The following is a 13048-nucleotide window of genomic DNA, read 5'->3' as shown; positions in this document are numbered from 1 at the left end:
GCCGCCTGGTGTCTGGCAGTGGGGGCTCGTGCCGGACCATGCGCCTGGTTAGCCCATGTCCACACCGGGGATCGTGTGGCCGCACTTGGTACATTTGCCGTTGTGCAGGTTTGATTTGGTCATGCCGAACCCGCTGCGCTCGATGAGGAGTTCTCCGCAACCGGGGCAGAGGGTGTTCTGTCGGTCCAGGCCAGGCATATTACCTATGTAGACGTATTGCAGTCCCTTGGATTTACCCATGTTGTAGGCCATGTCCAATGAATCCCCCGAGGTCGGCGGGGCATCGGTCATGCGGTAGTTCGGGTGAAAACGGGAGATATGCCACGGTGTGTCGGTGCCGACCTCGTTGGCCAGGAAATCCGTGAGCTGGTCCAGTTCTTCCGGGGAGTCGTTTTTTCCGGGGATGAGCAGAGTCGTCACTTCCAACCACCATTTGAGGTCGTGCTTTATTCTTTTGAGGTTATCCAGGACCGGTTCCAGACGGCCTCCTGAAATCTGATGGTAGAACTCCGGCGTAAAACATTTGAGGTCCACGTTGATGGCGTCAATGAGATTGGCCAGTTCCTCCAGGCATTCGGTGGACATGAACCCGTTGGAAACCATGATGTTTTTGAGACCGTGTTCTTTTGCCAGTTTGGCCGTGTCCTGCATGAGTTCAAAGAAAACAGTCGGTTCCGAGTATGTGTAGGCAATTGAATCCGCGTCGAGCCTGAGGGCTTCACTGACCAGTTGCTCCGGGGAGAGGGGTTGGCCCTTGATGGCATCGCCGTCCAGTGGAGACTGGGAGAGCGACCAGTTCTGACAGAACGAGCAACTCATGTTGCAGCCCATGGTGGCAAAGGAGAATGTCTTGGTACCGGGCTGGAAATGGTAGAGTGGTTTTTTTTCAATAGGGTCGAGGTTCATGGCCGCGACTTTTTCGTAATTCAGTGTGTAGAGGGTGCCGTTGCGGTTTTCGCGTACGCCGCACTTTCCGCAACGGCCGGATTTGATGGCGCAATAATGATTACACAGACGGCATGCGACAATGTCGCGGCCTATGGACTTCCAAAGTCTCGCTTCATGCATGTCAGAACCTCTTGAAAGGCATGGTGTTCAGAAACAGCGTGTGAGCTTTGTCAGGGTGTGTGGTAATCGTTGGAGTCTACATTGATATCCAATTGTTTTCCCAATGTGCCGTCCATTTTTTCATACCAGTCGACTTCCTCCTTTTCAGCACCCTTGTGCTTCAGGATAGTATCACCTTGTTCATTTTTTTCAAGGGTGGTGGTGCCGGTGGTTTCATCCTGTTCCGTGCCGAACACATTATCCTGGCGATTTTTGGCTGTATCCTCATTCTTGAATTTGTTTCCAGCCAGGCCGGGAGCTACTGTCAAAAAAAGGACAAGGGTCCCGATAAGAGCTATGATGTTGAAATGGCGCATGGTTTCCTCCATGGCAAATCTGTTTTTTTACTGTATGAATATACCCATCAATCCGTGAGTTGGCAATGCAATTGCCGGACCGTGCATTTGGTCCTTGAACTCCGACGATCAACCATCTATAAACCTTCCATCACAAACGCACTTCATGGAGAGTTACATGAGCGACAGCGCCAAACGTTCCCAGGCATACACCGCAGCCGGTGTGAATATCGAAGCAGGCAATGAGTTTGTCAGCCGCATCAAGAATATGGTCAAATCCACCTTCACGCCCGGTGTGGCAACGGAGATCGGCGGATTCGGCGGATTGTTCAAGCCCGAAATCGCTGGCATGGAAGCCCCCATGCTCGTGGCAGGCGCCGATGGCGTGGGTACCAAGCTCAAGCTCGCCTTCATGTTCGACAAACATGACACCGTGGGTATTGATCTGGTGGCCATGTCCGTCAATGACGTTCTGGTTCAGGGCGCAACCCCACTGTTTTTTCTTGATTACTTTGCCACCGGCAAGCTGGAGAGCGGCGTGGCCGAGCAGGTCGTGTCCGGTGTCTGCGAAGGATGCCGTCAGTCCGCCTGTGCCCTGCTTGGCGGAGAGACCGCCGAGATGCCCGGCTTCTACCCGGACGGCGAGTATGACCTCTCCGGGTTCGCCGTAGGTATGGTGGACACTCCCAAGATGGTTACCGGCAAGGATATTTCGGCTGGCGACGTACTTATCGGGCTGGGTGCCTCCGGGGCGCACTCCAATGGCTGGTCGCTCATTCGCAAGATTCTCGGCGAGTCCGGTCTGCAACAGGATGACACCTTCCCCGGTACGGACGAGACCGTGGCCGAAGTCCTCATCAAGCCGACCAAACTCTACGTCAAACCCGTGCTGGAACTCATGGAAGCCATGACCATCAAGGGCATGGTCCATGTCACTGGCGGCGGGTTCTACGACAATATCCCGCGTGTCCTGCCTGACGACGTCAAGGCGGATATCCAGTTCGGCTCCTGGGCCATGCTGCCCATTTTCGACTGGCTCAAGACGCAGGGCAAGCTCTCCTGGCCGGAAATGCTTCAGATCTTCAACTGCGGCGTTGGCTATATCCTTATCGTGGATGGCGAAAACGCTGACAAAGCCTTGGAAATGCTCGACGCCCGCGAAGATGTGGACGCCTATCGCATCGGCGAGATCAGCAAACGTGAAGGCACAGGCGAGCAGGTGGAAATCACCTTCCCCTAACAAAAAAAGATTCACCACGTTTTCATCACCCACCACGGCCTTTTCAGGGCGCTGTGGTGGGTTTTTTCTTGAGGACTGCGCCTCTTTTTGATCTACTGTTGGTATGGATGGGGTTTTCACTTGTGCAGAGAATCCTGTCCGGCGTTTGTCAACGATCGATAAGGAGGCCTGCATGAAGAAAAGAATGGCGGCGGTGCTCCTGTGTGGTTTGTTCATACTGGCCTGTGCGATACACGCCGTGGCCGAGGATACAGTGCCCCGCATGGAGGCAGCCGAACTGCTGACCAAACTGGATTCGCCGGAAGTCATTATCATTGATGTCCGTCGTGAGGGTGACTGGAACACGAGTGAGGTCATGATCAGGAACGCCCTGCGCCGGTCTCCGTATACGGCAAGGGTCTGGTCTGCAGAGCTGCCCAGGGACAAGACCATTGTTCTTTACTGTGCCTGAAACGAGGAGCACACCAGCGCCAGTGTGGCGTTGCAGTTGATCAAAGCCGGGTTCTCCCATGTCTACGCTCTCAAGGGCGGGTGGCACAATTGGGAAGTTGAAGGGTATCCGACCCAATTGAAATCAATGCGTTCATTATAAAAAAAAGCCGCCCTGAGGCCAAGGCGTTCAGCATAGGTGTGGGCTTTTGTTACTATGTCGAACCGCCTAAAGTGACAGTTGTTTCCAGTTATTGTAATATCCTGACCCGCTTAGTTCTAAATGAGTTTAATAATGAATAAAGATGACATACCTATTGGCGAATCCAGTTGGATAGAATTCATTGACCTGGCAGATCGGCAAGGCGAGGCAGTCCAAGTTGATTCTTTATTGGTAAAATTATTTCCACTTTGGGAAGCCTTGGAACAGCATTGCGTAGCTGAATGTTGTGGCTTTGATGCGTTTGATTTCTATCCAAATGCCATCGTCTCCGCAGCTACTGGTATGGACTTGAATGAACTGCACGAAACGCTGAGTAATGCTATCAGTGACATTGAAGCCCTAGAAACCACCATAGTCGTGAGTGATCGTTTGAATAACTATGCAGATAAAAAAACATTCTTGGCGCTTTTAGCGCATATAAAATCATGTGTTCAGTTTTAAGTATGGCTAGCATGAGTCGGCGCGCATCTATCTAAAAGATATGATGCATTTTTTTCTGGCAAGAAATCTTGCTGGGAATACAGAATCCCCCAACCCCTACGGGGCGGGGGATTCATGGTATAAGAATGTTGAAAGTCCACACCTTTGCTGAACGGCTCGCCCTGAGGCGGCTTTTTTGTGTCGTTGTTATCCGAGATAGGGATTGAAATACCCGTATTTGATCCAGGGCAGGGCCTTGCTCAGGCGTTTCTTGAAGTTCATGAAGCCCATGCTCGGTGAATGGCCAAAGGGTTTCAGGAGCTGAAGATACAGCTCCGGGTCGAGGTTGAGGTTGCGCAGCTGGATGAGATCGTATCTGCCTGTTTCTCCCAGCTCGATAAGGGCGCTGAGTTCCTCTTCGGTATCCGTGATGCCAGGGAAATAGAACAGGTTCAGCGAGATGAACAGGCCGACCTCATGGGCTTTGCAAATGGCCTCGCGCACATCTTCAAACGAATACCCCTTGGGTCTGTAATAAGCCGCGTACACATCCGGGCGGGCAGAGTTCATGCTCACACGGATGGAGTTGACGCCAGCCACTTTCAGGGCGGGCATGACACCGGGCTTGGACGCGTTGGTGTTGACGTTGATCGTCCCTGTGCCGCCGTCTGAGCGGTATTCCTTGACCGCGTCGCAGATAAGCTCCGTTTCGGTGAGAGGTTCTCCCTCACATCCCTGACCAAAGGAAAAAATAGGGTGGCGTTCGCGGGATTCATGGCGGCGCATGACCTCCACGATTTCGTTCACGGTAGGCGTGAACGCGATACGGCACTGGGGAGACGGAAAGGCGGAGTCGTCCGGTTGTTCCGAAATGCAGCCGATACAACGGGCGTTGCAGGTTCTGGCTGTCGGCAGCGGGCACTCGAAGCGACCCAAGGCCAGGTTCTTCGCCGCCGGGCATCCGCTGGTCAGGGCGCACCCGGCCAGGTGATTGACCAGCCTGTTTTCCGGCATTTCGGCTATGAGTTTGTGGGCGCCAGCCTCGACGCGGTCGGGCGGGATATGTTTGAATACCTGCCGCTTGTCACTGTCCACTTTCTTGGCGCAAACCCAGAACTTGCCTTCGGCATAGCCAATGGCACCATAGGAAAGGAGGGGGAGCACAGGAGCGTCTTCGTCGGATTCGTACGCCGCAACACCGGTGACGGTGTAGCCGGGGCTGGAAAAAGCGGCCACTGCGAGTTCTTCCATGACCTCAACCTGTCCGTTCTCCTGGCTGTAGCCCATGGCATGACGGCCTGGAAGCATGAAAAATTCGCTTTCAGCAGGCAGGGGCGTGATCTCGTCCGGCCTCGGCAGGCCGTATTCGTCCCCTCGCCTTACCATGAGCAGCAAGTCCGGGTGGTCGAATATCTCACCATCCGAGTTGGCAAATAACATCTTTGGCTGTGGTTTCTTTTTGGATGACATAATTAGAGCACCCTAATGGAAAAATACACATTTGGGCAAGAAAGTATTCATTGAAATACGATTATGCCGATCACAAGAGCGCGCAATAATGCAGCAAAAGGCTGCGCATGCGGAGCAGGGATGCTGAGACTCGGCAAGCTCCGGGGCTTTGGGAACAGGGTTTGCAGATTACAGGGGGAGTGTCGGGGCGATCGACCATGATGGCCTTTTAACCTGTTGAAAACATGGCTTTATGCGTGTTTTACTGCAAGCTTTGGAGACGAATTGATGCACACAGAATCAAATAAATGCACTCGGTTGTATTGTTCGGCAATCATGATCGGGACACTGCTGACACTGGTTTGTCTGGCTGTCGGGAGCGCGCAGGCGCTCATGCCTCCTGAAACCTATGCCCAGGCGTCACGCCATTCCCGCATCAAGGCCATCGCCACTATCGTCAATGTGGATGTCGGCCATGTCGGTCCGCGGGCCACATCCAAGGTTGCCACGTTCAGGCTGGAATACGCGCTCACTGGCGGAACTCCGAGAATTTTCACCGGCTCCTGCCTGTCGTTAGATACTCGGGCACAGCGGGCCAATGTCATGGTCGGCGGCGCGACCTATTTTTATCCGCATACGGGAAACAGGGTGTATGTGACGATCAGCGAAAACGGCGGTCGTATTACTTCCATGACACCCATGAGTGCGGAGCTGGAGCGGGTCATTCGGTATGAACCTGATCGCCTCATATATGGTGTGACTTCCGTCAGGATAATCGGTCGCAAGGGGCACCGTCCCAAGGCCGTGATCCGGCGCAGGATTCCGGCAGCCCCTGTCCTGCAACTCAAGGACAAGGGGGCGCACCCTCCAAAGGTCCATGTTCTCAAGGAAATGCCCGATCACAACAGGAGTAAGACCGGCAAGCCGTCCCGTATTGATTGTCATGAGGCAGGGCGGGAAACATATCATATTCATAGGAAATAGGACTGGCTGGATTTTACATGTTGCATGTGTTATGGCTGTCATCCATATAGATGATATGTATAGATGATATGTATAGATGATATGGCACAAAGGAGAGACGCCGTGGAAAATAAATGTACTGTCTGGCCGTTACCCGCAGCCATTGTTCTGGCTATCGGTCTCATTGGCGGTTGCTGGATACTCGGGAACGCCCTGGTGGATTTCAAGGCCATGGACCGTTATGTGACGGTCAAGGGTCTGGCCGAGCGTGAAGTTCCGGCAGACCTTGCCATGTGGCCCATCAGTTTCAGCGCAGGGGGCAATACGCTTGTCGAAGTCGATGCCGGGATCAAGCAGTCCCGTAAACAGATCATCGCCTTTCTTGAACAGCAGGGGCTCGGATCAGCCGAGATTATGGATGCCGCTCCCCGCATTCAGGACAATCAGTTGTATCGTCCGGATCAACATGTTGCCCAGCGCTATCAGGCGCAGGCAGTCCTGACCGTACGTTCCAAGGATATCGCCACCGTCAAGAAGGCCATGTCCATGGCAGGCAACCTGGTCTCACAGGGAGTCATGCTGGTGCAGAACTATGAATTTCAGCCCACCTTCGCCTTTACCGGTCTCAATGAGATCAAGCCGGACATGATCGCCGAGGCCACGCGCAACGCCCGCAGCGCGGCCAAGCAGTTTGCCGAGGATTCAGGTTCCCATGTCGGCACCATCCGTCGCGCCACCCAAGGCTATTTCAGTCTGCAGGATCGCGACCAGTATACCCCAGAGGTCAAGCGGGTCCGTGTGGTCACCACCATCGACTATATCCTCGAAGATTAATCCCTATACCACCAACCAAAAAGGCCGGCACCCACAAGGGCGCCGGCCTTTTTTGATTGGGGCGTTGGCTCGTCTGTCCAGAGGAGACGGTTCTCCCCGGGGGGGGCATCCACCAACGGATGCTCACGCAGTGTCGTGTGCGAGGGAGCAACGTTGCAAGGCACTGTGGCCCAGGACGAATGGGCACCGTGCGTAGCAGCATCGAATGAGGCGATGCATATTGGCCAACGTGAAAAGGTCGGCACCCAATGGGTACCGACCTTGTAGAGTCTGTGTTCCAGGTAAGCGGCTTAACGCTTGGAGAACTGGAAGCTGGCGCGTGCGCCGCGGAGACCGTACTTTTTACGCTCTTTCTTACGAGCATCGCGGGTCAGGAGACCGGCGGGCTTCAGAACGGCGCGGAGTTCAGGGTCGATCTCGCAGAGGGCGCGGGAAATGCCGTGGCGCAGAGCCTCGGCCTGACCGGACACGCCGCCGCCGGAGCAGTTGGCCTTGATGTCGAACTTATCGAGCATCTTGACCAGCTTCAGGGGCTGCTGCACGACCATCTGCAGGGTCTTGCGGGGGAAGTAATCCTCGAAAGGACGACCGTTGACGGTGATCTGCCCGGTACCAGCGTAGAGACGGGTACGGGAGATGGCGTTCTTACGTTTACCAGTAGAGTAAGTGAAATCGCTCATGATAATCCCCGATTAAATATCCAAAGTTTTGGGTGCCTGGGCTGCGTGCGGATGCTCGGAACCTGCGTAGACCTTCAGCTTCTTGAGCTGAGCGGCTGCGATCTTGTTCTTGGGCAGCATGCCTTTCACTGCGGCAGTGATGACATTTTCAGGCTTGATTTCCAACATCTGACGCAGAGTCTTCTCTTTCAGGCCGCCGGGATGGTTGGTGTGCTTGTAGTACATTTTTTTGTCGAGTTTCTGACCGGTCACTTTGATCTTGTCGGCGTTAATGACAATCACGAAGTCGCCCATGTCCATGTGGGGGGCGAATTCAGGCTTGTGCTTGCCGCGCAGACGTGTGGTGATCTCGGTGCAGAGGCGACCCAGAATCTTGTCCGTGGCGTCGACGATGAACCATTCGCGGTTCGCGTCTTCCGGCTTCGGGCTATATGTCTTCATAAAAAGCTCCTTAAAAAAAAGCAAACATCTGCCGACACGACGATCTTGGGCTTCGAGCCCACGTGTCGGCCAGGCAATTTCTGTATTATCAGTCGTTATTCCAACAACATAACGCGTTCAGGCGGGTGTAACGGGGAGTGCCCAAACAACGCCGGTGGTCACGACTGGGAAAAGGTACCTACATGAAAACCCAATGCTGCACAAGCTTTTTATGCCCTGTCTCTTGGGTACAGGACCTCTTCGGATGAGCATTGACACACGGGTGCAGGTGTGAAAGGTTGAATGATCGTTCAATCTTGTGGCGGTAAAAATATGACGAAGGTAGACGACAAGAAAACGGCCATTCTGCTGGCGACCCTGTCACTCGTTTCCGATAACGGGTTTCATGGCACGTCCATATCCAAGGTCGCGGCGCGGGCAGGGGTCAGCGCGGGAATCATCTATCACTACTTCAAGAACAAGGATGAACTCATCACCGAGTTGTATCTGGAGCTGAAACAGCGCGTTGTCGCGGCCCAGTTGGAGAACCATGATCCTGACAGCCCGTTGCGGACGCAGATTCGTCAGCTTTGGGGTAAGATGATCCTATTTTTTCTGAACAATCCCGAAGTGACCGGGTTCATGACCCAGTTCATGTATTCACCGTACTTCACCCCGGAGGTGCAGGCGCGGGGAGCGAGCTATTATCGTCCCGTGTCGACACTCTACGATCGAGCCAAAGAGGAGCGGATTATCAAGGATCTGCCCCCGGCCGTGCTCGGTGCCTTTGCCGTGGATGTCCCCAGCGCCTTGGTGCAGCGGCAGAAGACCGGCCAGTTGGAACTGACGGATGAAGTGGTCGAGCGTGTGGTGGAGTCGCTTTGGGAGGCTATTCGGCTTTAAATTTTTTTTTGAATAAGATTGAACGATCATTCAATATGATGAGAAGCCGGTGGAGCAGGGGATACGTGCGCCTCCGCGTTTCAAGAACAGGAAATAACCATTCAATGCAAAAGGGTTTTCATATGCAGTATAGAAAAGTATCGAAAAACGGCGAGATGCTTTCCGCCTTGGGCTATGGACTCATGCGTCTGCCCACGGACGGCGACGAGATCGATGAGGCTTTGGCCGAGCAACAGGTGCTGGACGGGCTGGCAAAGGGCATCAATTATTTTGACACCGCCTATCCGTACCATGAAGGCAAGAGCGAGCTTTTCATCGGCAGAGTCATCGAACGCAACGGGATCCGTGACCAAATCAAGCTTGCCACCAAGTTGCCGCACTGGCTGACCGAAGACAGCGACCACATGCTTCGGCTGCTCGATGATCAGCTTGAGCGGCTGCGTACGGATTACATCGACTATTACCTTATTCATGCCCTGAGCGGTCCCTCCTGGGAAAAGCTCCAGGCCAAGGGTGTGCAGACCTTTTTGGATACTGCCCTTGCGAGTGGTAAAATCCGCAATGCCGGGTTCTCCTTCCACGGAGCGACCGAAGACTTCTCCACCATTGTGGACGGGTACGATTGGACCTTTTGCCAGATTCAGTACAACTATCTTGATACCGGCAACCAGGCTGGCACCCCCGGGCTGCAGTACGCGGCCTCAAAGGACATGGCCGTGATGATCATGGAACCACTGCGCGGGGGGAATCTGGGCAAAACGCCTCCGCCCTCGGTCAAGGATATCTGGGACAAGGCCGAAACCAAACGCACCCCTGCCGAGTGGGGGTTCCGCTGGCTCTGGAACCAGCCCGAAGTGACCGTTGTCCTTTCGGGCATGAACAACACCGAACACATCGACGAGAACCTGCGTATCGCTTCAGCGGCTGAAGCCGATTCCCTGACGCAAGCCGAGGTCGCGCTGGTGGAAGAGGCCGCCGCCGAGTTTCGTCGGGTGATGATGGTGCCGTGCACCGGTTGCCAGTATTGCGTGCCGTGTCCGGTGGGGGTCAACATCCCCACCTGTTTCGAGACCTATAATTCCAAGCATACGTTCAAGGACCCGTCGGCCAGCCGATTCTACAAGGTCTTCAATGGCGGCATCCTTGGCGGCAAACCCGGTCTGGCCTCCCAGTGCGTGGGCTGCGGCGAGTGTCTCAAGAAATGTCCGCAGGGCATCAACATCCCCGAGCGGCTGGCCGAAGTCGCCGCCGACATGGAAGGGGATGACGACTAGGGCCATCGTCGTGGGGAGGCCACACCGTCGGCGATGGGCAGGGGATCGAGAACCATTGAACAGTCTCTACCAACAGGCATGAAAGAGAAATCCCCCCGTACCGATTGGTGCGGGGGGATTGTTTTTTTAGGGAGTCGTCCGTGCGTTAGCCTGCGACCAGTTCCTTGATTTTGGCTATGGCGTTGGGGATGCCTGCCGGATTGGAACCACCGGCACGGGCCAGGTCGGGGCGGCCACCGCCGCTTCCGCCGACTTCACCGGCCACGGCCTTGATCAGGTCGCCGGCCTTGAAGCGGTCATGGAGGTCCTTGGTCACGGCCAGGGCCACGGAGACCTTGTCTTCGCCATGACCGGCCACCAGGCAGATGATGCCGGAATCGATCTTGGAGCGCAGGGCGTCCATCTGTTCGAGCATGACGCCCATGTTCGGGGCCTCAAGCTGTACGGCCAGTACCTTGACGCCGTTGATCTCTTCCATTTCGCTCATCATGTCGCGGCCTGCGCCGGAGGCGAGCTTGGCCTGGAGAGATTTCATCTCCTTGGCCATGTCCTTGACCTGCTTCTGGAGGTCTTTGATTTTCTTGGGCAGTTCGGCAGGCTGGGCCTTGAGCATGGCTCCGGCCTCGGCAGCGGCTGCGCGTCGTTCGTTGAGGTAGGCGACCGCGTTGCCGCCGGTGGCGGCCTCTATACGACGAATGCCCGCGGCCACGCCGGCTTCGCTGATGATGACGAACGATCCGGCGATGCCGGTGTTCTCCAGATGGGTGCCGCCGCAGAATTCCATGGACACGCCCGGAACCTCGATGACGGAGACGGTGTCGCCGTATTTCTCGCCGAACAGGGCGGTTGCGCCCTTGGCCTGTGCTTCCTTGATGGACATGACGGTGCGGTCCACGGGGATGGCGTCGAGCACGTTCTGGTTCACGATGGCTTCCACCTCGGCGAGTTCTTCCGGGGAGAGACCCTTGATGTGGGTGAAGTCGAAACGCAGACGATCCGGGCCGACCAGCGAACCGGCCTGCTTGGCGTGATCGCCCAACACTTTTTGGAGTGCTGCGTGAAGCAGGTGGGTGACCGTGTGGTTGCGCTGGGTTGCCAGACGCTGACCGCGATCCACGTTCAGGAAAACGGCGTCACCTGCCTTGAGCGCACCTTCGGTGATCAGGACCTTGTGTGCCGTGAGATTTTGTGAGGGCTTGACCGTGTCGAGGACGTCGGCCTTGCCGTTGCTGGCGGCAATGGAGCCGGTGTCGCCCATCTGTCCGCCGGATTCGCCATAGAAGGGCGTGGTGGCCGCGACCAGCCAACCGGTGGTGCCTTCGGCCAGCGCGTCCACGACCTCGCCGTCCAGGGTCAGCACATAGGTGACCTCGGATTGATCGGCCATGGTCTCGTACCCGGAGAATTCGGAGGTGACGTCCTGCTCCAGAAGGGTCTGGAAAACCGAGGCCACGTCTTTTTCGCCGGAGCCTTTCCAGGCAGCTTTGGAGCGGGTCTTCTGCTCCTGCATGAATTTGTCGAATTCGTTTTCATCCACATCCAGGCCGTGCTGCTCAGCGATGTCGCGCACGATGTCGATGGGGAATCCGTATGTGTCGTAGAGCTTGAAGGTGGTCTCGCCGGGAACGATAGCCTTGCCGGCCTTCTTGAGTTCGGCGAGTTCCAGTTCGAGCATTTCAAGGCCTTTGTCCAGGGTCTTGGCAAAGCCTTCTTCCTCGCCCTGAACCACTTCGATCATGAACTGTTTGGTCTCTTCCAGCTCTGCGTAGTGGGACCCCATGTCCTCAACGACCTTGGAGGCGGTCTTCCAGAGGAAGGAACCTTCGAGGCCCATGAGTTTGCCGAAGCGGTAGGCGCGACGGATGAGGCGGCGCAGGATGTAGCCACGGCCCTCGTTGGACGGGAGCACCTGGTCGGGAATGAGGAAAGCGATGGCGCGGGAGTGGTCGGCGATGACCTGGAGTGCGGTGTCGATCTCTTCGGACTCGCGGTATTTCACGCCAGCCAGATCAGCGGTATACTGGATGATGGACTGGAACAGGTCGGTCTCGTAGTTGGAGGCCACACCCTGTGCCACGGCAGCGATGCGCTCAAGGCCCATGCCAGTATCAATGGAAGGACGGGGCAGGTCGGTGCGGGTGCCGTCCTCGGCCTGATCGTACTGCATGAACACGAGGTTCCAGATTTCCAGGTAGCGGTCGCAGTCACATTTGCCGATGCCGCAGTTGGGGCCGCAGCCGACTTCCTCGCCCTGGTCGAAGTGGACTTCGGAGCAGGGACCGCAGGGGCCGGTGTCGCCCATGGACCAAAAATTGTCCTTCTCGCCCAGTTTGAAAATACGTTCGGAGGGGACTCCGGCAACCTTCTTCCACAGCTCGCCTGCTTCGTCGTCGTCCTTATAAATAGTAATATAGAGACGCTCCTTGTCCAGCTTCAGTTCTTCGGTCAGGAACTCCCAGCAGAACTTGATGGCGTCTTCCTTGAAGTAGTCCCCAAAGGAGAAGTTGCCGAGCATTTCGAAGAAGGTGTGGTGGCGAGCGGTGCGGCCCACATTTTCCAGGTCGTTGTGCTTGCCGCCTACGCGCAGGCATTTCTGACTGGTGGTGGCCCGGACGTAGTCACGTTTTTCCTGTCCCAGAAAGAGTTTCTTGAACTGGACCATGCCCGCGTTGGTAAAGAGCAGGGTCGGGTCATCCTTGGGAGTCAAAGGCGAGGACTCCACTATGGAATGACTGTTCTTTTCGAAATATTCCAGGAACCGTTGACGGATTTCAGCAGCTTTCATCGTAAAAAAATCTCCAAAAAATGAT

Annotated in this window: 13 protein-coding genes; 7 read left to right on the top strand and 6 right to left on the bottom strand. The window is 55.6% G+C overall.

Annotated elements, in window-relative coordinates:
* Positions 1-48 precede the first annotated feature (48 nt).
* Together amrS and SRBAKS_RS07850 are read right to left on the bottom strand one after the other, a co-directional pair.
* Entirely contained in the window at positions 49-1068 is a 1020-nt protein-coding gene (gene amrS, locus SRBAKS_RS07855; protein ID WP_229595853.1) for an AmmeMemoRadiSam system radical SAM enzyme, read from the bottom strand.
* 50 nt (positions 1069-1118) lie between these two features.
* A complete protein-coding gene (locus SRBAKS_RS07850; protein WP_229595851.1) occupies positions 1119-1424 on the bottom strand; it encodes a hypothetical protein in 306 nt (101 codons plus the stop codon).
* A 157-nt stretch (positions 1425-1581) separates the two neighbouring features.
* On the opposite strand from SRBAKS_RS07850, the gene purM reads away from it, so the two are divergent.
* The 3 genes from purM (at position 1582) to SRBAKS_RS07835 (ending at position 3736) form a co-directional block, all read left to right on the top strand.
* Positions 1582-2643 (top strand): phosphoribosylformylglycinamidine cyclo-ligase, encoded by a 1062-nt coding sequence (gene purM, locus SRBAKS_RS07845; protein ID WP_229595849.1) that lies wholly within the window; start codon positions 1582-1584, stop codon positions 2641-2643.
* Between the two features lie 172 nt (positions 2644-2815).
* Entirely contained in the window at positions 2816-3235 is a 420-nt protein-coding gene (locus tag SRBAKS_RS07840) for a rhodanese-related (seleno)protein (RefSeq protein ID WP_263577186.1), read from the top strand.
* A 132-nt stretch (positions 3236-3367) separates the two neighbouring features.
* On the top strand, positions 3368-3736 hold the full coding sequence (locus SRBAKS_RS07835) for a DUF6331 family protein (RefSeq protein WP_229595845.1): 369 nt from the start codon (positions 3368-3370) through the stop codon (positions 3734-3736).
* 186 nt (positions 3737-3922) lie between these two features.
* On the opposite strand, the gene SRBAKS_RS07830 is transcribed toward SRBAKS_RS07835, so the two are convergent.
* The gene (locus SRBAKS_RS07830) at positions 3923-5185 is read right to left on the bottom strand and encodes a radical SAM family protein (RefSeq protein ID WP_229595844.1); all 1263 of its coding nucleotides are present in this window, start codon (positions 5183-5185) and stop codon (positions 3923-3925) included.
* 267 nt (positions 5186-5452) lie between these two features.
* On the opposite strand from SRBAKS_RS07830, the gene SRBAKS_RS07825 reads away from it, so the two are divergent.
* Entirely contained in the window at positions 5453-6148 is a 696-nt protein-coding gene (locus SRBAKS_RS07825) for a hypothetical protein (protein ID WP_229595841.1), read from the top strand.
* A gap of 102 nt (positions 6149-6250) precedes the next feature.
* A complete protein-coding gene (locus SRBAKS_RS07820; protein ID WP_229595840.1) occupies positions 6251-6961 on the top strand; it encodes an SIMPL domain-containing protein in 711 nt (236 codons plus the stop codon).
* Positions 6962-7251: 290 nt separating this feature from the next.
* Here the strand turns inward: SRBAKS_RS07820 and rpsI are convergent, their stop codons facing one another.
* Entirely contained in the window at positions 7252-7641 is a 390-nt protein-coding gene (gene rpsI, locus SRBAKS_RS07815; protein ID WP_163809102.1) for a 30S ribosomal protein S9, read from the bottom strand.
* 12 nt (positions 7642-7653) lie between these two features.
* Positions 7654-8082: a 50S ribosomal protein L13 gene (gene rplM, locus SRBAKS_RS07810; RefSeq protein ID WP_229595839.1), complete on the bottom strand. Its 429-nt coding sequence runs from the start codon at positions 8080-8082 to the stop codon at positions 7654-7656.
* A 312-nt stretch (positions 8083-8394) separates the two neighbouring features.
* Here rplM and SRBAKS_RS07805 point away from each other — a divergent pair, with 312 nt between their 5' ends.
* On the top strand, positions 8395-8964 hold the full coding sequence (locus SRBAKS_RS07805) for a TetR/AcrR family transcriptional regulator (protein WP_229595838.1): 570 nt from the start codon (positions 8395-8397) through the stop codon (positions 8962-8964).
* 122 nt (positions 8965-9086) lie between these two features.
* Positions 9087-10238: an aldo/keto reductase gene (locus SRBAKS_RS07800; protein WP_229595837.1), complete on the top strand. Its 1152-nt coding sequence runs from the start codon at positions 9087-9089 to the stop codon at positions 10236-10238.
* A 145-nt stretch (positions 10239-10383) separates the two neighbouring features.
* Here the strand turns inward: SRBAKS_RS07800 and alaS are convergent, their stop codons facing one another.
* Positions 10384-13023, bottom strand: a complete 2640-nt coding sequence (alaS, locus tag SRBAKS_RS07795; RefSeq protein WP_229595836.1) for an alanine--tRNA ligase — start codon at positions 13021-13023, stop codon at positions 10384-10386.
* Between the last annotated feature and the right edge of the window lie 25 nt (positions 13024-13048).

Source organism: Pseudodesulfovibrio sediminis (assembly GCF_020886695.1).
Classification (GTDB): domain Bacteria; phylum Desulfobacterota; class Desulfovibrionia; order Desulfovibrionales; family Desulfovibrionaceae; genus Pseudodesulfovibrio; species Pseudodesulfovibrio sediminis.
This window is presented reverse-complemented; position numbering and strand designations above follow the sequence as displayed.